The organism is Leeuwenhoekiella aestuarii, assembly GCF_004104055.1.
Classification (GTDB): domain Bacteria; phylum Bacteroidota; class Bacteroidia; order Flavobacteriales; family Flavobacteriaceae; genus Leeuwenhoekiella; species Leeuwenhoekiella aestuarii.
The window spans coordinates 72,583-92,792 of the sequence record NZ_QOVJ01000002.1; the positions used below are offsets into that span (position 1 = coordinate 72,583).

The 20,210-nt window shown below is 35.4% G+C and carries 20 protein-coding genes; 14 read left to right on the forward strand and 6 right to left on the reverse strand.

Annotated features, from left to right (window positions below; genetic code table 11):
- Positions 1–142 precede the first annotated feature (142 nt).
- The 5 genes from DSM03_RS06330 to DSM03_RS06350 are packed head-to-tail and all read left to right on the forward strand — an operon-like array spanning position 143 to position 7,513.
- Positions 143–3,766: a chemotaxis protein CheB gene (locus DSM03_RS06330; RefSeq protein WP_128761264.1), complete on the forward strand. Its 3,624-nt coding sequence runs from the start codon at positions 143–145 to the stop codon at positions 3,764–3,766.
- Between the two features lies 1 nt (position 3,767).
- Positions 3,768–5,978, forward strand: coding sequence for an ATP-binding protein (locus tag DSM03_RS06335; protein ID WP_128761263.1), 2,211 nt, complete (start codon positions 3,768–3,770; stop codon positions 5,976–5,978).
- 11 nt (positions 5,979–5,989) lie between these two features.
- A complete protein-coding gene (locus DSM03_RS06340; protein ID WP_236638826.1) occupies positions 5,990–6,394 on the forward strand; it encodes a response regulator in 405 nt (134 codons plus the stop codon).
- 8 nt (positions 6,395–6,402) lie between these two features.
- Positions 6,403–6,999, forward strand: a complete 597-nt coding sequence (locus tag DSM03_RS06345; RefSeq protein WP_128761262.1) for a response regulator — start codon at positions 6,403–6,405, stop codon at positions 6,997–6,999.
- On the forward strand, positions 6,947–7,513 hold the full coding sequence (locus DSM03_RS06350; RefSeq protein WP_128761261.1) for a biliverdin-producing heme oxygenase: 567 nt from the start codon (positions 6,947–6,949) through the stop codon (positions 7,511–7,513). The genes DSM03_RS06345 and DSM03_RS06350 overlap by 53 nt, the downstream gene beginning before the upstream one ends.
- On the opposite strand, the gene DSM03_RS06355 is transcribed toward DSM03_RS06350, so the two are convergent.
- The 4 genes from DSM03_RS06355 to DSM03_RS06370 are packed head-to-tail and all read right to left on the reverse strand — an operon-like array spanning position 7,510 to position 10,935.
- A complete protein-coding gene (locus DSM03_RS06355; protein ID WP_128761260.1) occupies positions 7,510–8,694 on the reverse strand; it encodes a THUMP-like domain-containing protein in 1,185 nt (394 codons plus the stop codon). The two genes, DSM03_RS06350 and DSM03_RS06355, sit on opposite strands and share 4 nt — an antisense overlap.
- Entirely contained in the window at positions 8,687–9,787 is a 1,101-nt protein-coding gene (locus DSM03_RS06360; RefSeq protein WP_128761259.1) for an AI-2E family transporter, read from the reverse strand. Before DSM03_RS06360 ends, DSM03_RS06355 begins: the two co-directional genes overlap by 8 nt.
- Entirely contained in the window at positions 9,777–10,298 is a 522-nt protein-coding gene (locus tag DSM03_RS06365; protein WP_128761258.1) for a TrmH family RNA methyltransferase, read from the reverse strand. Before DSM03_RS06365 ends, DSM03_RS06360 begins: the two co-directional genes overlap by 11 nt.
- Entirely contained in the window at positions 10,288–10,935 is a 648-nt protein-coding gene (locus DSM03_RS06370) for a DUF4159 domain-containing protein (protein ID WP_128761257.1), read from the reverse strand. Before DSM03_RS06370 ends, DSM03_RS06365 begins: the two co-directional genes overlap by 11 nt.
- A 142-nt stretch (positions 10,936–11,077) precedes the next feature.
- On the opposite strand from DSM03_RS06370, the gene DSM03_RS06375 reads away from it, so the two are divergent.
- Positions 11,078–11,464, forward strand: coding sequence for a VOC family protein (locus DSM03_RS06375; RefSeq protein WP_128761256.1), 387 nt, complete (start codon positions 11,078–11,080; stop codon positions 11,462–11,464).
- Positions 11,465–11,468: 4 nt separating this feature from the next.
- Here DSM03_RS06375 and lysA read toward each other — a convergent pair whose 3' ends face one another.
- Positions 11,469–12,686 carry a diaminopimelate decarboxylase gene (gene lysA / locus DSM03_RS06380; protein WP_128761255.1) on the reverse strand — a complete coding sequence of 406 codons (1,218 nt, stop codon included), beginning with the start codon at positions 12,684–12,686 and terminating at the stop codon, positions 11,469–11,471.
- A gap of 185 nt (positions 12,687–12,871) precedes the next feature.
- On the opposite strand from lysA, the gene DSM03_RS06385 reads away from it, so the two are divergent.
- The 4 genes from DSM03_RS06385 (at position 12,872) to DSM03_RS06400 (ending at position 16,136) form a co-directional block, all read left to right on the forward strand.
- Entirely contained in the window at positions 12,872–13,525 is a 654-nt protein-coding gene (locus DSM03_RS06385) for an LON peptidase substrate-binding domain-containing protein (protein WP_236638825.1), read from the forward strand.
- Positions 13,526–13,624: 99 nt separating this feature from the next.
- Positions 13,625–14,815: an ADP-forming succinate--CoA ligase subunit beta gene (sucC, locus tag DSM03_RS06390; RefSeq protein ID WP_128761253.1), complete on the forward strand. Its 1,191-nt coding sequence runs from the start codon at positions 13,625–13,627 to the stop codon at positions 14,813–14,815.
- Between the two features lie 325 nt (positions 14,816–15,140).
- The gene (locus DSM03_RS06395; RefSeq protein WP_128761252.1) at positions 15,141–15,503 is read left to right on the forward strand and encodes a hypothetical protein; all 363 of its coding nucleotides are present in this window, start codon (positions 15,141–15,143) and stop codon (positions 15,501–15,503) included.
- Positions 15,504–15,692: 189 nt separating this feature from the next.
- Positions 15,693–16,136 (forward strand): Hsp20/alpha crystallin family protein, encoded by a 444-nt coding sequence (locus DSM03_RS06400; protein WP_128761251.1) that lies wholly within the window; start codon positions 15,693–15,695, stop codon positions 16,134–16,136.
- Between the two features lie 92 nt (positions 16,137–16,228).
- Here DSM03_RS06400 and DSM03_RS06405 read toward each other — a convergent pair whose 3' ends face one another.
- Positions 16,229–17,125: a site-specific tyrosine recombinase gene (locus tag DSM03_RS06405; RefSeq protein WP_128761250.1), complete on the reverse strand. Its 897-nt coding sequence runs from the start codon at positions 17,123–17,125 to the stop codon at positions 16,229–16,231.
- Positions 17,126–17,234: 109 nt separating this feature from the next.
- Between DSM03_RS06405 and DSM03_RS06410 the strand changes: the two genes are divergently transcribed.
- The 4 genes from DSM03_RS06410 (at position 17,235) to DSM03_RS06425 (ending at position 20,165) form a co-directional block, all read left to right on the forward strand.
- Positions 17,235–17,834 (forward strand): porin family protein, encoded by a 600-nt coding sequence (locus DSM03_RS06410; RefSeq protein ID WP_128761249.1) that lies wholly within the window; start codon positions 17,235–17,237, stop codon positions 17,832–17,834.
- Between the two features lie 417 nt (positions 17,835–18,251).
- The gene (locus DSM03_RS06415; RefSeq protein ID WP_128761248.1) at positions 18,252–18,854 is read left to right on the forward strand and encodes a porin family protein; all 603 of its coding nucleotides are present in this window, start codon (positions 18,252–18,254) and stop codon (positions 18,852–18,854) included.
- 150 nt (positions 18,855–19,004) lie between these two features.
- Complete coding sequence (aroQ, locus tag DSM03_RS06420) at positions 19,005–19,430, forward strand: type II 3-dehydroquinate dehydratase (RefSeq protein WP_128761247.1); 426 nt, start codon at positions 19,005–19,007, stop codon at positions 19,428–19,430.
- A gap of 9 nt (positions 19,431–19,439) precedes the next feature.
- Positions 19,440–20,165: a Dph6-related ATP pyrophosphatase gene (locus tag DSM03_RS06425; protein WP_128761246.1), complete on the forward strand. Its 726-nt coding sequence runs from the start codon at positions 19,440–19,442 to the stop codon at positions 20,163–20,165.
- The last annotated feature ends 45 nt before the right edge of the window (positions 20,166–20,210 follow it).

Genomic DNA, 20,210 nt, shown 5'->3' on the forward strand with positions numbered 1-20,210 from the left:
GTCTTAATATTGTCTTAAATATTAACACTTCCTTTTATTAACTTGATAGAAAAAAGTATTTTTGATGAGTTACTTCAGCTCTTATTATTTTAAATAATAATCTTTGTAGGTGGTAGCCCCCTCTAACTATTAAATATACTTTGTGACTACAAATACTACTTTTAAAAAAGCTACTCACGTTGTTGTAGGGATAGGTGCAAGTGCTGGAGGTCTACAAGCTCTTAACGACTTTTTTGATAATGTACCTACAGCATCATTGTATAGTTATATTGTGGTTCAGCATCTTTCGCCTGATCACAAAAGCTTGATGGCAGAGCTTCTGGCTAAAAACACAAAAATCCCAATTGAGGTTATCAAAGACGGTGGAGAAATTAAGGCCAATTGTATCTATCTGATTCCACCTACACACAATCTGGTTATTGAAGAAGGGAAATTCAAGTTGCTCGAAAAGCCTAAGGACAAATCCTTAAACCTCCCTATTGATATGTTTTTTGAATCTTTAGCAAATCATGCTAAAGAGCATTGCGCTGGTATTATTCTTAGCGGAACAGGTAGCGATGGTTCTAGAGGAATACGAGCTATCAAAGAAAAAGGTGGTGTTGTTATGGTGCAGCAACCTGAGCAGGCAAAATTTGATGGGATGCCTCGTAATTCTATTAAAACTGGTCTTGCTGATTTTATTGTACCTGTTGAACGTATAAGTGACGAACTATCAAACTATTTTGAGGCTCAGAGTAGCATTGGTTTTGATGCCGAGTTGTTTCAATATGATGAAAAACTCTTAACCGATATTTTAACGGTTTTAAAGAACAATACAGCATTAGATTTTAGTTTATATAAAAGACCCACGTTACTACGAAGAATTGGCAGGAGAGTTCGCGTACTAAAACTAGACTCACTAGAAGCTTATTTTAATTATTTAAAAAATAATACTGAAGAAGTACAAACCCTCTATAACGAATTTTTAATAGGAGTTACCAAGTTTTTTAGAGATTTTAAAGTCTGGGAAATATTAGAAAATGACATTATCCCAGAAATCGTTAGTGATAAGGAAGATGGCGCAATTATTAAAATTTGGGATGTAGGTTGTAGTACCGGAGAAGAGCCTTATTCTTTGGGTATTTTATTTCTTGATGAAATCAAAAAGCAGGGTAAAGATATATCGCTTAAGATATTTGCTACAGACATCTCTCAGGATCATCTGGATATAGCCAGCAAAGGTTTGTATTCAGAAAACGTGTTAAGTGATCTCTCTAGTGATCGTATTAATACTTATTTCAGAAAAAGCGGAGATAACTTTATCGTAAAAGAAAATATTAGAAAGTGCATCATATTTTCTAATCACGACATAACAAATGATCCTCCGTTTAAGAATATGGATATGGTTATGTGTCGTAATCTACTCATCTATCTTCAAAATGAAGTGCAATCAAAAGTTATACACTTACTGCATTACGCACTTATACAAGATGGTATTCTTACGTTGGGATCAAGCGAGTCTCTTGGGGTTCATAAAAATTCATTTGAGGAAATAAACAGAAAGTGGAACGTTTATCGAAATATAGAAAATTCAGAGCGTTTAAAAACCGAAATACTTAGCTCAACAGCAGAACGTCAATCATTAAAACGGAATACAATAGGAACAAAGAAAGGATCAGTGCAAAGTATAAGTAATACCAGTCGTTTGAAGGAAGAGATTAGTAAAGCGATTATGCAGCAATATGGAGCTGCAAGTGTTTATATAGATGAGAACTTTCATATTTTGGAGGCATTGGGTGCTTTCAAAAAATATGTTCAGTTTCCTGAAGAAGGTTTTACTACAAATCTTATAGATATGCTTTCAGAAGAGCTTTCTGAGGCGATTAAAAACACGGTAAACAAAGCACGACGCAGAAAGTCTCAAATTCTTTATAAAGATGTTGAGATTTTTGATGAGAATAATGAATTGAAAAAGCGGGTTGATGTTCTGGTAAAACCGGTTAAGAGCATTAATTTAGAAGGTGATTTTCACTATATAATTACGCTCATTGAGATTGATAAGAATGAAAATAAATCTGTTATAATAGAGCGTGCAGATATTCATAAATCTGCTCAGGAACGTATAAAAGATCTTGAAGACGAACTTAAAGAAACCCAATACGAACTGAGCAATGCTCTTGAAGAAGCAGAAACGAGTAATGAAGAACTGCAAGCATCTAATGAAGAGTTATTAGCTTCTAATGAAGAATTGCAGAGTACTAATGAAGAGCTGCAAAGCGTAAATGAAGAGTTGCATACTGTAAACGCAGAGCATATAGAAAAGATGGAAGATCTTGCCATGCTCAACGCAGATATGGATAATCTGCTTGATAGTACGCGTATTGGTACCGTCTTTCTAGATAAGAATCTGATCATTAGAAAGTTTACGCCAGCAATTAGAGAGCATTTTCACTTAGTAAAACAAGATATAGGGCGCTCTATAGAAAATTTTGTTGCAAACTTCGGGATTCGTAAGCGTACGACAATTGTGGATAACTCTAAAAAAGTTATGAATACCGGTCAGGTTTTTGAAAAACGAATTAAGAGTAAATCCGGGCGTTATTTCCTGCAACGCATATCGCCATTTCATACCGGTCAGGATAGTATAGAGGGTGTTGTTATAACCTTTATAGATATTCATAAAGTAGAACAATCACAGGCACGTCTACGTAAGAGTGAAGAGAAGTTTAAGGCTTTTTATGAAGATGACCCGGTTATGCACGTAACGATTAATTCACATACTGGTTTGATATCTGAATGTAATGGTCTGTTTGTAGAAACACTTGGTTTTGAGTCTAAAACTGAAGTAGTGGGTAAATCTATATTTGAATTTTATCCAAAGCAGACAAAAGTTAAAGCAATCGCTTTGCTTGATGAACTAGAGAAAACAGGTAGTATTTCTAATGAAGAATTAAAATTAGAATGTATTAATGGTGATCGGTTAGATGTTCTTTTTAATGCAGAATTGATGCTTAATGCTGCGGGGGACACCAATCAATGGCGTTGTACCTTAATGGAAATTACAGATCTCAAAATAGCTCAACAGGAATTGCAGAAACAAAAAGATGATCTGGAGCGTATAAATACCGATTTAGAACAGTTTGTTTCTATATGTTCCCACGATTTACAAGAGCCACTTTCTACAATTAGATTCAGTAGTGATTTTCTTTCTAAAAAATTCAGTGATGAAATGTCTGAGAAAGGAAAAGAATATCTGGGCTACATTCACGAAGCTTCAGGAAGAATGGCAGAGCAAATTAAAGCTTTGCTGGAGCATAGTAGAATTGGCGAAGATCTCAAGAAGACAAAAGTAGATGTCACTGAACTTATTGAGATTGTAAAATACGATTTAAACAGAAGTATCAGAGAAGCAAATGCTACGGTGAGTGTGGGTAAAATGCCTGTGTTAATGGCTTATGAAACTGAATTGCGTTTATTGTTTCAGAATTTGATAAGTAACGCTTTGAAATACCGTCAAAAAGGTGTGAAGCCTAGTATACGCATTTCTTCTTTTGGGGATGAAGAGTATCAGACCTTTGCAATTGCAGATAATGGTATTGGCATCAAAGAAGATGATCTTGAAGCGATTTTTAAGATCTTTGGTCGTGTTCCTACGGAAGAAAAATACGAAGGTACTGGTGTAGGCCTGGCGCACTGTAAAAAGATTGTAAAATTACACGAAGGTACGATCTGGGTAGATTCACAATTTGGTCAGGGCAGTACATTCTATTTTAAAATTAAGCGCTAGTATGTCTGAAGGCCCCTCTTCTTTATATCCTCAGGAGGTTTCATTAACTAATTGTGATAAAGAACCCATACACATTCTTGGTAAGATACAAAGCCATGGTTATTTGCTGGCTTGTGATCCTGCCAGTTATAAAATAACGTATTGTAGTGAAAATATAGACCAGCTTTTTAATAAAAATGTTGAGGAAATTCTAGGATCTCAGATAACAGATTTACTTACAAATCTTACTGCTGAAATTTTAAAAACTGTCGATTCTTCAGAAAAGATGAGTCCTGAGCAGTTACACATTAATGGAGTATCTTATTTATTAATCGCGCATATTAATGAAGGCAATCTTGTTATAGAGATTGAGCCTTTTGAAAACCCAAGGGACCCATTTAAGTATCAGGATCAATTATCTGAAGTCGTTGCTAAATTAAATTCGGTAACAGATGAGCAGAAGATGTGTGATATCACCGCAGATCTCATCAAAGATTTTTTTGATTATGACCGGGTGATGATCTATCGTTTTGATGAAAACTGGGACGGCATTGTTGTTTCAGAAGCTCGGGAAGGACATTTAGAAAGTTGGTTAGGATTACGCTACCCTGCTTCAGATATCCCACAACAGGCGCGTAAATTATTTTTGAGACAAGGGGTTCGCATAATTGCAGATGTCAAGAGTGAACCTGTATCTATACAGGCACTGTCAGGGGATGAGTGCGACAATCCGATAGATCTTTCTATAAGTGAAACACGTGCATCGTCACCCATTCATATAGAGTATTTAGAAAATATGAACGTGGGAGCTACGCTTACCGCTGCTATAATATCTAAGGGTAACTTATGGGGGCTTATAGCGTGTCATCATTATAGCCCTAAGTTGGTTAATTATTATCAGCGTCAGTCTTGTAAGTTTTTAACTCAGGTATTTTCGAGTCAGTTAGTGCTTTCTAAAGCAAATGTGTTACTTCAGAAAGTAAATAGAGCAGCTGTATTAAGAAGTAAGCTGGTGGAAAAAATCAGTAAAGACTGGAATATTCATAAGGGGTTAACTAAAGGAGAAGCCACGATGCTAGATATTACAGAGGCCACAGGCGCAGCAGTAATGCTTGACGATCGTATCGCTACTGTAGGTAAAACACCTTCAGAAGAAGAGATTTGTGGGCTGGTAATGCTTCTAAAGCAAGGTAAGGAAGATTTGATTGTCACGGCAAATTTGAGTGAGCGTCATAAGGTCTCAGATTCATTGAAGTTTTATGCGTCAGGTGTTTTGTGCTTATTTCTTTCCGCAGCAAAAAAGAATGCGCTTATTTGGTTTAAACCAGAAAAGATAGAGACTGTGACTTGGGCAGGTAATCCTGAAAAACCTGTTGCCGTTGATGAAAACCAACGTATTTCTCCAAGGAAATCTTTTGATAAATGGTCTGTAGAACAATCAGGAAAGTCAGATCCTTGGTATGATTACGAGATTGCAGCAGCAAAAGCCTTAAAAGAAAACATATCTGAGATCATTCTTGAAAAATATGAAGAGGTAAAAGAGCTCAATATATTATTGCGCAATGCTTATGAAGACTTAGAGACATTTAGTTACAGTGTTGCTCACGATTTAAGAGCACCCCTGCGTGGGATTGATGGTTTTGCACAGATATTAAAAGAGGATTATTTTGAGCAATTAGATGATTTTGGCAAGTCTTCTATAGAAACAATCATCAATTCATCTGTTAAAATGAATCAGCTTATTGATGATATTTTAGAATTTTCTAAAGTGTCGCAAGCAGCGGTTAAAAAAGATGACTTTTCAATGGCTCAAGTGGTGCAGGAAACTGTAGATTTTCTGCATATTGAGCAGGATTTTCCGAATACAAAAATCACCATTGACGAATCTATGCCTCCAGCTTACGGAGATCGAAAAATGGTTTTACAGCTTATGCAAAACTTATTGACGAATGCTTTAAAATATACGGAAAAGGAGCGAGATCCTTTAATTGAAATTGGTCATACTGTTATAGATCAAATGGATTACTTTTTTGTAAAAGATAATGGTATTGGTTTTGATCAAAAACATGAGCGCCGCATTTTTAAATTATTCAATAGACTAGTAGGGGATGAGTATGCCGGTTCTGGTATAGGGCTAACCATCAGTCAGCGTATTGTTAAAAAGCATAGTGGCGAAATAAAAGTCATAAGTGAGGCTGGTAAGGGAAGTACTTTTTTATTTAATTTGGGATAAAAGTTTTATAATTGAAATCTGAAAATTACATCTTATCAATAGAAGATAACACGACAGACATTGCGCTGATGACTCGTATTTTTGAAAGACGAATATCTGACTATGCAATAAGGCATATATCTGATGGTGAAACAGCTGTTGATTTTATAGAGAGTGATGGTTTTAAGAAGCAGTCTCCTAAGTTGATATTGTTAGATATAAAAGTTCCTAAACTTGATGGGCTTGAAGTTCTACGACAATTTAGAAAACACAAAGAGTATAAAACGATTCCGGTTGTGATGATGAGTTCATCAGACCTTAATGAAGATAAAGAAAAAGCATATTTATTAGGAGCAAACAGTTTTATAACAAAGCCAAAAACTTTTCTTGAACTGTGTGAAACCTTACCTAGTCTAATTAATAACTGGATTATTTAAAAGTAAAGATGATTACAGAAGCGTTAAAGATTTTAATGGTTGAGGATAATCCTACCGATGTCACTTTGATAAGGCGGGAGGTTTTTAAAGTAGCAGAAAATGCTCAGATCACTGTTTGCAATAACCATAGCGATTATAAAAATAAGCTTGTGGGCAATCCACCAGATCTGATAATTTCAGACTATAATTTGCCCACAAGTTCTGGTTTAGAGATCTTAGAAACTGCTCAACGACTAGTGCCTTCGGTTACGTTTATTTTTATAACGGGTACCATTAATGATGAAGAGCTTGCCGCCGATACTATTTTAAATGGAGCCTCGGGCTATATTTTAAAAAAGAACATCAGCCTTTTGCATAAAAAACTGGAGCCGTATCTCAACGCTATTGCTAAAAACGGACCGATGATGCATCCGGTACGTAAAAAAATAGTGGAGAGTAAAAAGCTTGTTAAAGACATTGAGGTTTTCTTAGAAAATTTTTCAAGAGAGAATATGTCTCATCGTGAAGGAATGCTAAAAATACAAGAAGACTTAAAACGCCTCAAATCTGGATATGATTTTAAAACACTTAAAGAAGCAGACAGCAAACCTCCATCAAGAGACTGAGCAGGGTAATCTGGCTAAATATATATTAGATCATAGCATTACGACAGCACAGTATAAAGCCTTGCTAAAGCAAAATTATAAGGCTTATGCTATACTTAATAGTCTCCTAAAACATAATGAGAAAAACATACCGGCAAACTTGCAGCATTTTGCAGATGACAAGAAGGTAAAAGATCTTGAGTTAGACTTGAGCCAGATAGCAGCAGTAACTCCAGAAATTACTTTTGATGCTTCTAAAATACTGTCTCCTGCTGAAATTTTAGGGATGTTGTATGTCGTAGAAGGTTCTATGATGGGTGGTTTGCTCATTAGAAAAAACTTAGAATCTTGTTCAAATTTAGATGCTGTTCAAAAGCATCATTTTTTTGGTAAAAATCCTCCTGAAGTACTTAATAGGTGGAAGTCTTTTACCGCGGCGGTTGAGTCTCAAGACTATTCAGAAACTGAAATGGATGCAGCTGTAAAGGGGGCAAATTATGCGTTTTTGATATTTAAGAATAGCTACGAAGTCTAAACTTTGTTACACTTTATAACAACTGTAGAATTATTGGCTAGTGTCGTGAAAAACAAGTAGGTTTTGCCACCATCTTTGATCTTAAATTTTTTCCGAAGCATTGAAACTGATTCTTTAAAGTTACGGGTAGTTATATTCGCCTGAGTGTTTTTAAACAATTTTGAAACTTCTTTCTTAGAATAGTTAATTACTGAATCAATCTGGAATCTTCTTCCCGGAAATGGGATAAGTTTTTCTGAAGTGTATAAATGTGCATTTGCAGAAAGCTTATCGAGCTCATAATGTTCACTGATCCAATTGAAAGCGCCTAATTTAAGTAGTGCTGCGTTGGGTTCATATAGGTAAGAGTTTGGCACTCCATAAATCGCTTCTGCCAGATTGAGGTTGTTGTTAGAGATCACAACAGGCTCATCAAAAGTGCTATCTAAATTTACAGCGACATAGTCTATAGGTTCAGAATTCTGCTTTTTATCAATAATCCACAACAACTCTTTCACTTCATTTTTTACGGCGACACTGTGAATAGCAACTACGTTATCCAGTTCATTCAACGCAGCAGTAATATCTAATAATGGACTGGTCTTAATCAGTATTTTGTCAGCTTTATCTAGTAAAAAATCTAAATTTTCAGGAATGTTGGGTTCGCAATCTTTGAGCATAAAAACCTTTCCTTTGCTGTCGTGCCGGCGCGAAGGATCTGTATAAATCAGGTCATATTTTTCTGTGGAATCTTTAAGATAGGAGAGGCTATTCTTTGAGATCACAGTTACATTTTTTATACCCAAAGATTTATAATTATGCTGTGCAATTTTGGCTAAATCTGTGTTGAGTTCGCAATGCGTTACGTGCTCAAATCGTTTACTGAAATAATAATCATCTATCCCAAAACCTCCTGTTAGATCAATACAGTTTTTTCCTTTAAATAAACCGGCTTTGTATGCAGCGGTTATCTCTGAAGAAGTTTGCTCAAGATTTAACTTTGGTGGAAAATAAATATGGGGAGTTGTAAACCAGGTAGGTAATTTCTTTTCGGCCTTTTGTAATCCACTTATTTGCTGCGCCAATTTTTGGGAACTTACATCAGCAAAGGGTGATTTGTTAAGGATGATTCTGGAAACATCTTCCTTATAATGCTCCTTTATAAACGCAACAACATCTGGATCTAGCAAGCGTTTATTCATACAGGTTTTTGGTAAGCTTTTGTACAATCTTATATTCTGATAAAAACTCTTTAGCGACCACTTTTATCGCTGTGTAGGCCGGTATGGCAACCACCATCCCAAAGATCCCAAAAATCAATCCTGCGATGATAATTACTAAAAAGATTTCAAGGGGATGTGACTTAACGCTATTACCAAAAATAAGCGGTTGGTTAACAAAGTTGTCAATGAGTTGTGCAATACAATACCCAATAAAAATATAGATCATTTTTGGTAAAATAACCGTTTGAAAGTCTGCTGTAAAATACCCGCTAATAACTAAAAGCATCATCACAACGCCACCAACAACCGGACCTATATAAGGCACAACATTGAGCATTGCACAAAAGAGTGCAATTGCAAATGCATTAGGAATCTGAAAGCTCACTAAAAGAATAGCATAGATGAAAAACAGGATCATCAACTGTAATAAAATACCTAAAAAGTATCTGGAAAGCAATTGTTTAGTCTTGTGAAATACGTGTCTAAAACGACGTTCTTCACCTTGATTGGCAAACACCAAAAAGCTGTCTAAAAGCAACTGACTGTCTTTTAAAAAGAAAAATGAAATAAAAATCACTGATAGTAGGCCTACTATTAGTGAACTGAAGTTCCCCAGAATACTGTTTATAAATGTTGGTATTACTGAGATGTCAAAGTTTTTAATAAAATCTGATTGCTTAAACCCTTCAATTAGCGTTACCTGATCAACCCCCATAGAACGGCTAAATTCTATATTCAGGCGATTTATGTTATGTTTTACTTCTTCAAAATTTATTTTACTAATATGTTCGCTCTGATCAATTAAAATAGGTATAAACAACGCCAAAATCCCTGATATCAAGATGATAACCATCAATAAGGTTGTGATGGCGGCGGCTACAGAGCTGAAGCCGCATTTATCTTTTAAAAGGTTTACAATAGGTCTTCCTATTAATGAGATTACTGCAGCTATACAAATGAACATAATAACCGCTTGTATCTTATATAAAAACCAAATAGCAAGTATAATCCCCCCAATAATCCCAATGGCTCTTAAAATTCCGTAAGCTATTATTTTAGATTTATTTTCCATATTTAGGGCTGTTTATTAGCTGATACGCTGCGATTGCTGCAGCTTGAGAAACATTCATACTGCTATTTTTACCACGCATAGGTATGTATATGCTGTAGTTAGTTAAATTCAATATAGCATCAGAAATTCCGTGGCGTTCATTGCCTAAAACTAAAGCTATTTTTTCAAAATTATGTGCTGCAAATTCACTTAAAGGCTGGCTAGTTGTTGTCAATTCTAATCCTAAAATTGTATAACCTTCGGTGCTAAGAGTTGAAAGGAGTGCTGCAATATCTTCATCTTCAGAAAATTTTATAGCCTTTTCGCTTGAACGCGCAGTACGTTTTAGACGTGTGCTTTCAAAATTTATAGAACTGTTACAAAAATAGAGATGAGCTATCCCTAAAGCATCTGCTAACCGGAATAAACTCCCTGCATTAGCCGGGCTGCTTAACCCGTCACAAACCAAAACAAACGGAAGTAGGGGAGCTTCGGTTTGTGTATTTTCATGGGATAATTGCTCAGTTTTCAAAGGCGTATTTTATAATATTTGCACCCATTTTTAATGCTTTCTCTCTAACAGCCGGAGGATCGCTATGAATTTCCTGACTTTCCCAGCCATCACCCAGGTCACTTTCTAATGTGTATAAAATTACCATTCTATCTTCTTTGAATAAACCGAAAGCCTGAGGCCTTAGACCATCGTGTTCGTGAATTTTAGGTAAACCTTCTTTAAATTCAAATGCCGTGGAAAAAATAGGGTGATCTGCTGGTAATTCAATTAATTCTTCTTGTGGATATAATTTTTTAAGCTGCGGTCTTAAATAGTTGTCAATTCCATAATTGTCGTCAATATGCAAAAAACCACCACTATTAAGATAATTTCTCAAATTTTGAAGCGCTTCATCTGAGAAAAAAACATTGCCATGGCCTGTCATGTGAACAAAAGGGTATTGCATAATTGAAGGATCTGTAGATGTTACTGTTGCTACATCATTATCTAATGCCGTGTGTATTGTAGTATTGCAAAACTTAACAAGGTTAGGCAGAGATGTAGGATTGCCATACCAGTCACCACCACCTTCATATTGAAGAACAGCAATTTGCTGCGCCTCGATTGAAGCGGTTAATAGAACTGTTAATAAAGCACTAAGTATAAACCGATACACTTACTATTTCTTTTATAAATTGAAAAACGAAATTACTTATTTTCTAGCCAACACCCTATTTTTAAGTAGTTCATTATGTATTGTTTTAATTATTTTTAAAAATAATAATCAAAACGTTTAATGCTGAAAAATTACTGTTATTATGAGTTCGCCCAATGAAGCATATCTGGCCCAAATCACACCTATTTTACCAGTTAAAAATGTTTTAAATGCATTAGAGTTTTATATCAAAAAACTCAAGTTTAAATTGGTTTTTATAGATGAAGAGCGCAATCCTAAATATGCCGGGATACGCCGAAACAATATCGCCTTAGATTTACAATGGCACGATGCTTCAGAGTGGGAAATTAGTAAAGACAGACCAATGCTTAGAATTCAAGTACAGGGAATTGAAGCCCTTTATAAAGAATACCAGCTTATGGGTGTGTTTCACAACCATACCTCTCTTGAAGAAAAGCCGTGGGGTACTCTAGAATTTGCTTTTTACGATCCGTATAAGAATGGTTTGATTTTTTACCATTACTTGTAATAGGCTAAGCTTTTACAGTTTGCTTTAATGGGATTTGATGTTTAAGCAAATCTTCAAAGGTTTCTCGCTCTCTAATTAGTTGTGCTTCGCCATCAATAAATAATACTTCAGCTGGGCGTAATCTGGAATTGTAGTTACTAGCCATACTAAAGCAATATGCGCCGGCATTACTAAAAGCAAGGATGTTTCCTTCTGCAATTTCTGCGATGCGACGGTTTGTAGCAAACGTATCAGTCTCACAGATATAACCTACTACAGAATAAAAACGCTCTCTTCCTTTAGGGTTGCTGATGTTTGTGATCTCGTGGCGGCTACCGTAAAACATGGGGCGTATAAGGTGATTAAAACCGCTATCTATCTGTGCAAAAACTGTAGATGTCGTTTGCTTGATCACATTTACATTTGCCAAGAATTTTCCGGCTTCACTAACTAAAAATTTTCCTGGTTCAAAAACCAGTGTTAAATCCTTTCCGTAGTTTTTTTCAAATTCATTAAATCTTGAACTCAGTTTATCGCCCAGCTCTTCAATATTAGTCTCGATATCCCCTTCTTTATAGGGGACTTTAAAACCACTACCAAAGTCTAAAAACTCTAAATCTTTAAAGTCTTTTGCGGTATCAAAAAGAATTTCTGCTGCGTGTAAAAACACATCTATATCCAGGATATCACTGCCGGTATGCATGTGAATACCGTTGATGTTCATTCCTGTATTTTTTACAATTCGCAATAAATGGGGTATCTGATGTATGCTGATGCCAAATTTACTATCGATATGCCCTACAGAAATGTTGGTATTTCCACCAGCCATCACGTGTGGGTTGATACGCACACAAACCGGAGTTTTAGGATGTTTTGTGCCAAATTGCTCTAGGATTGAAAGATTGTCAATATTGATCTGAACCCCCATTTTTGCAACCTCTTCAAGTTCGTTTAGAGACACTCCATTAGGAGTAAACATAATTCTTGCAGGCTCTATTCCGGCGGCAAGAGCAAGTCTTACTTCTTGAATACTCACGGTATCCATCCCGGCACCAAAACTATTAATCAACTGTAAAACAGCGAGATTAGACAAGGCCTTTACAGCATAGTTCACTCGTAAATTCTTAACCTTCTTAAAAGCAGACGTTAAGCGGTTGTATTGTGATTCTATTTTAGCCGCGTCATAAACATATACCGGGCTGCCGTATTCTTTAGCTATTGCTATAAGGTCTTGGTTAGTCATAATCTTTAAACTTTAAGCGTACAAATCTAATATAGAATATCTACTTATACACCGGATAGCGTTAAAAAATAAGACATATTCTTCGAGAAGTTCAAAAATGAATGATTTTGAGAAACATTTCTGTATTTTCACAGGGGTTTAAAATGCATACTGTTGCCCAAGTAAACAGAAAGAAAAAATAGATTATGACTCAAAATTTGGCGATGTTTCCGCTTGAACTTGTGGTATTTCCTGGTGAGCGTCTTGCACTTCATATTTTTGAAAATAGATACCAGCAATTAATAACAGATTGTGAATTGCAGGATATAACATTCGGTATACCGGTTTATATAAACAGAAAGCTTTCTTATGGAACAGAAGTTCGCTTAGAACGTATTAAAAAGCGTTATCCCGGAGGCGCTAGTGATGTAGTATGCAGAGGACTTCGGGTTTTTAAGATCGAAGAATTTTATCCTGTATATAATGATAAATTGTATTCTGGGGCAGAAGTTACCTTTTTAGAAACAACTGAAGATGGTACGGTCTCCCAGCGTGATTTGTTTTTCAATCTGGCAAAACGATTTTATATGCTTTTAGGAGCAGATCCTGGTTTGACTACAGGTAAGGCAATCAACTCGTATAGTTTTCCGCATAAATTAGGTTTAAGCCTAAAGCAGGAATTAGACTTATTAAAACTTTCTAGTGAATCTGCACGCTATGTATATTTAATAGACCACTTAACCGTGACCTTGCCGGTAGTAGAGCAAATGAACCGGACTCGCGAGCTGATTCAACTTAACGGACATTTTAAAAATTTTGATCCGTTAGATTTTACAGACTATAAACTGGATGAGCTCTAATAAACAAGCGCCTGTAAATCCCGAGTAAATTACTAGCAGAGTTTGGGCTAAATACTTATTTTTGCTCTGCAAATTTCAAATAAATAGAAACGCCTGATTATGAATCTACACGAATATCAAGGAAAAGAAATACTTAGCAGTTTTGGAGTGCGTATACAGCGCGGTAAAGTAGCAACTACTCCAGCTGAAGCAGTAGAAGCTGCAAAAAAACTTACTGAAGAAACCGGAACAGGCTGGCACGTGATCAAAGCTCAGGTACACGCTGGAGGTAGAGGAAAAGGTGGTGGAGTGAAGTTGGCAAAAAACCTTCAGGAAGTAGAAGAAATCGCAGGACAAATCATCGGGATGAATCTGGTAACTCCTCAGACTTCTGCAGAAGGTAAAAAAGTACATCAGGTATTGGTTGCTGAAGATGTTTATTACCCTGGAGATAGTGAACCGGAAGAATATTATATGTCTGTTTTATTAAACAGAGGTACCGGTAAAAATATGATTATGTATTCTACCGAAGGTGGGATGGATATCGAAGAAGTGGCTGAGAAAACTCCACATTTGATTTTTACAGAAGAAATAGATCCTGCAACAGGATTATTAGGATTTCAGGCAAGACGTATAGCTTTTAACTTAGGGTTGAGTGGTACAGCTTTTAAAGAAATGACCAAGTTTGTTGCAGCATTGTATAAGGCATATTCAGCTTCAGATTCTTCTTTATTTGAGATCAATCCGGTTTTAAAAACGAGTGATGATAAAATAATGGCTGTTGATGCAAAAGTATCTTTAGATGACAATGCATTATACCGTCATAAAGATTATGCAGCAATGCGTGATAAGCGTGAAGAAAATCCAGTAGAGGTAGAGGCTAAAGAGGTAGGTCTTAACTATGTTGATCTTGATGGTAATGTAGGTTGTATGGTAAATGGTGCTGGTCTTGCAATGGCAACTATGGACCTTATTAAGCAAGCAGGTGGTGAGCCAGCTAACTTTTTAGATGTAGGTGGTACTGCAGATGCAGAGCGTGTAGAGACGGCATTTAATCTTATTCTTAAAGATCCTAATGTAAAAGCAATTTTAGTAAATATATTTGGAGGTATTGTACGTTGTGATCGCGTTGCACAAGGTATCGTAGATGCTTATAAAAATATGGGTACTATCAATGTGCCTATCATTGTAAGACTTCAAGGTACAAATGCTGATATAGCAAAAGAATTAATAGATAATAGTGGTCTTGATGTTCAAAGTGCGATTCAGTTTCAAGAAGCAGCAGATAAAGTTCAGCAGGTCCTTGCTTAATTTTAAAGTATAGTGTTTCCGCAAAGCGGAAATTTAAAGCCTCAATCATTATGATTGAGGCTTTTTTAATGGAATTATTTCAATCGTTTGCGATTTGGATAAAAAAAATAGAAAATTAATTTTCTAAAATTATTGATGTGATTTTATCATTTGTAATAAGTTGAAAAATAGCAAGATAGCATTAGCTTAATTGATTTAGTTTTGTTGGGTAAGTGCTTGGTTTTTAAGGTTTAAAACAGTTAATATACTGTTAAAGTTATTTTAGAGGTGTAACTGTTTGCTTTTTGGAGCGTCTTTTTAGTACATCATTCAAAAATCAAACATTATGAAAACTTTTCAAACAATGGTACTTGCAGTTGCAATCATCTGCGGTACAGCGTTAAACGCAAACACAACAGAACCAACCGAGCCAACAGCAAAAACTACAAGCAAAGCTGTTAAAAAGGCAATGAACAGAGAATTGGGTAATTTCTTATCTGATCCCAACTTTGAAGTTGAAGAAACCATCTCAGTAAAAGTCTCTTTCACGGTTAATAAGAACAACGAGGTAGTTGTACTTAATGTAGACTCTAAGGATGCTTCTATAGAGAAGTTTATACAAGGTCGCTTAAATTATAAAAAGCTTGATTCTCAAGCTTTAATTGGTCAAACCTATCACGTGCCGGTAAAAATAGAAGGTACTAGATAGTTTTAGTTTAATATTTTTAGTTAGTCCTAAAAGCCCGGCTGTTTCAGTCGGGCTTTTTATTTTATTTAAAATTGACAAAAAGTCACCTAAAAAACAATAATTTATGACATAATGGCTTGATAAACGTGTTGGTATCTGTTTTGCTAATATCTAACCGTAAACAGAAAACATAACATAAAATTTATAGATATGAGTTTAGTAAAGCGAACAAACGACAATTGGTTACCATCAGTTTTTGATGATATGTTTAAAACAGACTGGTTAGGTGGAACTACAAATGTTAACAGCATAGGGGTGAGTATACCAGCTGTTAATATTATAGAGAATGATGAGAGTTTTGAACTTGCGGTAGCAGCTCCAGGAAAGACTAAGGCAGATTTCAATATAGAGTTGGATAATGATGTTTTAACCATTTCTGCTCAAGAGCGTAAAGAATCTGATAAATCTGAAGATAAAGGAAAGTATACCCGTAGAGAATTTAGTTACAGTACGTTTAAACGTGCATTTAGCTTACCTGAAACGGTAAATAGCGCTAAGATTAATGCAAGTTATGATAATGGGGTTTTAAATATTTCAATCCCAAAGAAAGAGGAAGCTAAAGTTCAGGCAAAACGCTTAATCGAAGTTTCCTAAAATTAAGTAAGTAAGTTTTTTTTGGTTAGTTGAAGGATCCCGGACTGTAATAGTTCGGGATTTTTTAATTTATATTTTAAATAAATTACTTTTTATTTTCTGGGATGAAAGGTGTTCATTACTTCGGCTAGATGAGTGCGATCTACATGCATGTATACTTCTGTAGTAGTTATGCTTTCGTGCCCCAGCATTTGTTGTATGGCTCTTAGGTCAGCTCCATTTTGTAATAAATGTGTGGCAAAAGAGTGTCTAAATGTATGCGGACTAATTTTCTTTTTTATACCGGCTTTTTGAGTATGGTTACGAACGATAGTAAAAATCATCGCTCTCGTGAGTTGTGCGCCGCGCCTATTTAAAAAAAGGGTATTGGTAAATTCTGGTTTTGGTTCTTCGTGAGTTCGTACCTGTTCTATATATATCGTGATAAACTTTTGTGTTATTGGAGCGATGGGTACAAAACGCTGTTTATCGCCTTTACCCGTAACTAAAATGTAACCTTCATCAAAAAACAGATCTGATAATTTTAAGTTTAGTAACTCAGATACGCGGAGGCCACACCCATATAGTGTTTCTATAATTGCACGATTGCGTTCTCCCTGGGGTGAGCTGAGGTCTATTGATTCTATGATTTGGTCGATCTCTTTTTCAGATAAGGTATCCGGAAGTTTTCTTCCTACTTTAGGAGATTCTATTAAATCGGTTGGATTGTCTTTGCGGTAATCTTCAAATACCAGATAGTCAAAATATCCTTTCAATCCTGAAATTAAACGTGCTTGTGAGGCTGCGTTAAGTGTCTTGACATTTGCATAAATAAATTCCTGAAGACGTTCTTTATGAATAGAAATTGGGCTTTCTTTTATCGAATTTTCTTCAATCCAATTGATGAGTTTGGCAATATCAAGGCCATAATTGATTACAGAATTTTCTGAAAGGCCGCGCTCAAGCTTTAAGAATAATTTATAATCTATTAACGATTTTTGCCAATTCATAAATGGAATACATTGTTTTTGGGAATACTTTAAAGATAATTTATAAAAGCATTAATAAGAGTGTATCTGCTTGAAAAGTAGTTTTGTTTCAAATCTAAATATAAAAATCATGAAAAAATTATTTTTTGCAGCAATACTTGTTTTTGGAACTACTTCTCTCATGCAAGCCCAAAGCGAGTTAGCTTTTGGTATTAAAGGTGGTGTTAACTTTTCAAATTTAACTGGAGATCGTTTTGGTGAATTTGATGATGATAGTGCCAGAACTTCTTTTAATTTAGGTGCTCTTGTTGAAATTCCGGTAACAGAAAAATTGGCAATCCAACCGGAGGTTTTTTACTCAGGTCAGGGTTTTGATTTGATTCAGCGGGATAATGATCAGGATACCGAATTTCAACTGAATTATATTAATGTTCCTGTTTTGGCTAAGATCTATTTAGTTCAAGGTCTATATATAGAAGCAGGTCCACAAGTGGGATTTCTAGTTGATAGTAAAATTGATGGTCCTAATGCAACTGTAGGTTTAAATGAAGACAATTTTAATGATATTGACTTTGCTGGTGCAGTAGGAGTAGGTTACAAATTTAACGGGGGTATGTATTTAAATGCGCGTTATACTCAGGGATTCACAGATATTTATGATGGTGAGACAGGAGATAATGCAACTAAAAACGGTGTGTTTGCCGCTTCATTAGGATTTATCTTCAATTAAGAGATAAGTATAACTTACAATATAAAAACACCTCTTGAAAGAGGTGTTTTTTGTTTTAAACCGAAATTCTTTTTTCACTTCACCATTTAAAATTAGTGATCAGCATCTTTACGTTGATGAAAATAGCAATCATGCTTTTAAGTATTTACTATTTTTTAACAGAATTTAACATTTAAAAAATAGTTTATGTTTTATACAATAAACCACAAAATTTTAGTTTTCAGGTTATTAATGAAGTTTAAATCGTTTCTCAAAAATACCCGAAAATCTTAATTCACAGACAGTCAAATTGTTTGCTCTTTTTGTTGTTATGCCTTGCCAATTGTGAATTCTTTAAATAAATCTTAGAGTTCTATTAATACTTCTTAGGCCTTATAGAATATAGCTTTGTCGAAAATTATAAACAACAAATTATTTATGAAAAAGCTAATTTTAATTGCAAGTTTTATTGCATTGGGTACTACAGCAGCTAAGGCTCAAGATACGTTTCATTTTGGAGTTAAAGGTGGGGTGAATTTTGCTAATATCGCAGGAGATGATTCTGCAGATCAAGATTCAAGAACCAGTTTTTATGCAGGTTTAGTTGCGGAGCTTCCTATTTCTGAAATGTTTTCTATTCAACCAGAGGTAATTTATTCTGCTCAAGGTTCAACTATCGCAGCAATTGATGAGGATAACTTTCTAGATGTTGATGACAATATAGAGTATCAGTTAGACTACATCCAAGTGCCTTTAATGGCTAAAATTTACTTGGCAGATGGTTTAAGCTTACAAGCAGGTCCATCTTTCAACTTCCTAGTAAGTGAAGAAATTGATTATAGTCCAACTTCTGCTTCAGGAGATATTGATATTGTAGATGGTGCTAACGATTTTGAATTCGGTACAGCTGCAGGTTTAGAATACCAGTTTGATAACGGTTTATTCATTCAAGGACGTTATACCAGAGGATTTACAAAAATCTATGACGATGTAAGTGCTTACAACTATGCAATTCAGGCAGGTGTAGGGTTTGTATTCTAAAAGTTACTTCAATTACCAACCAATTCTAGAAATAGCCTCGCAACGCGGGGCTTTTTTTATAGTAATTTTTTAAATTACCTTTACTTGATAATTCCGATTTAAACGATATTTATTTTGCTTTATTATCAGTAACTATTTCAATTTATGTAAATGGCACAAGAACTCAAAATACTCATTATAAACGGCCCCAATTTAAACCTACTCGGCAAACGCGAACCCGACGTTTATGGTAGTCAGTCTTTTGGGGATTATTTTTCAAAGCTTCAGTTTCAATTTAAGGAAACTGAATTGTCTTATTTTCAGTCTAATTCCGAAGGGGATTTAATTACCAAAATCCAGGATGCAGACGGTGTTTTTGATGGGATTGTACTTAACGCAGCAGCTTATACGCATACCTCAGTAGGAATTGGTGATGCTATCGCTGCGGTTTCAGTGCCGGTCATTGAGGTTCATATATCTAATACCTTTGCTCGCGAATCATTTCGTCATCAATCTTACATTTCAAAACACGCTAAAGGAATCATCGTAGGTTTTGGTCTGCAGAGTTACGAACTAGCGATTAAATCATTTCTTTAAAATTATCTTTTGAAACAAGCTTATTTTAATTGGAGTAGTGGTAAAGATTCGGCATTAGCACTTTATCAAGTTCTGGCTGAAAGAGAATTCAAGATTACAAAACTAGTTACTACTGTTAACACTGATGTTGCGCGTGTTTCTATGCATGGTTTAAGGGAAGAACTTTTAGACTTTCAGGCGGAACGTTTAGGATTACCACTGGAAAAAATTGCATTGAACGGAAATGTTTCTATGTCTGAATTTTCTAAAATTCTTGGAGACGCTGCCCGAAAATTGAAAGCTGCCGGAAATACCCATACTATTTTTGGTGATATTTTTTTGGAAGATCTTAAGGCTTATCGTGAAGAGCAGCTAGCTCCCGTAGGACTTAAAGCAGTTTTTCCGCTATGGAAAAAAGACACTAAACAATTAATAACTGAATTTATTGATCTGGGTTTTAAAGCAATCACGGTTTGCGTAAACGGAAAATACCTAGACGAGTCTTTTGTGGGTAGAATACTAGATCATCAATTTGTGGCAGATTTACCCAAGAATGTAGATCCTTGTGGAGAAAATGGGGAATTTCACACTTTTGTTTTTGATGGACCTCTTTTCTCAAAGCCAATAGCGTTTAAAATAGGAGAGAAAGTTAATCGTCGATATGAACGGGCAGAAAGCAATGATGATAATTGTTTTTCTGATGATGAAAAAGCTTGGGATACCGAATTTTATTTCTGTGATCTGATTCCGGTTTAGCATTTCGACTGCGCCCGGTGTGACAAAAAAAATATTAGCAATAAA

Excerpts from the sequence above, each read along its gene's own strand:
- DSM03_RS06335 (WP_128761263.1), top strand. The coding sequence starts at position 3,768 with ATGTCTGAAGGCCCCTCTTCTTTATATCCTCAGGAGGTTTCATTAACT.
- DSM03_RS06345 (WP_128761262.1), top strand. The coding sequence starts at position 6,403 with ATGATTACAGAAGCGTTAAAGATTTTAATGGTTGAGGATAATCCTACC.
- DSM03_RS06350 (WP_128761261.1), top strand. The coding sequence starts at position 6,947 with ATGATTTTAAAACACTTAAAGAAGCAGACAGCAAACCTCCATCAAGAG.
- DSM03_RS06355 (WP_128761260.1), bottom strand. The coding sequence starts at position 8,694 with ATGAATAAACGCTTGCTAGATCCAGATGTTGTTGCGTTTATAAAGGAG.
- DSM03_RS06360 (WP_128761259.1), bottom strand. The coding sequence starts at position 9,787 with ATGGAAAATAAATCTAAAATAATAGCTTACGGAATTTTAAGAGCCATT.
- DSM03_RS06375 (WP_128761256.1), top strand. The coding sequence starts at position 11,078 with ATGAGTTCGCCCAATGAAGCATATCTGGCCCAAATCACACCTATTTTA.
- lysA (WP_128761255.1), bottom strand. The coding sequence starts at position 12,686 with ATGACTAACCAAGACCTTATAGCAATAGCTAAAGAATACGGCAGCCCG.
- DSM03_RS06385 (WP_236638825.1), top strand. The coding sequence starts at position 12,872 with ATGACTCAAAATTTGGCGATGTTTCCGCTTGAACTTGTGGTATTTCCT.
- sucC (WP_128761253.1), top strand. The coding sequence starts at position 13,625 with ATGAATCTACACGAATATCAAGGAAAAGAAATACTTAGCAGTTTTGGA.
- DSM03_RS06395 (WP_128761252.1), top strand. The coding sequence starts at position 15,141 with ATGAAAACTTTTCAAACAATGGTACTTGCAGTTGCAATCATCTGCGGT.
- DSM03_RS06400 (WP_128761251.1), top strand. The coding sequence starts at position 15,693 with ATGAGTTTAGTAAAGCGAACAAACGACAATTGGTTACCATCAGTTTTT.
- DSM03_RS06405 (WP_128761250.1), bottom strand. The coding sequence starts at position 17,125 with ATGAATTGGCAAAAATCGTTAATAGATTATAAATTATTCTTAAAGCTT.
- DSM03_RS06410 (WP_128761249.1), top strand. The coding sequence starts at position 17,235 with ATGAAAAAATTATTTTTTGCAGCAATACTTGTTTTTGGAACTACTTCT.
- DSM03_RS06415 (WP_128761248.1), top strand. The coding sequence starts at position 18,252 with ATGAAAAAGCTAATTTTAATTGCAAGTTTTATTGCATTGGGTACTACA.
- aroQ (WP_128761247.1), top strand. The coding sequence starts at position 19,005 with ATGGCACAAGAACTCAAAATACTCATTATAAACGGCCCCAATTTAAAC.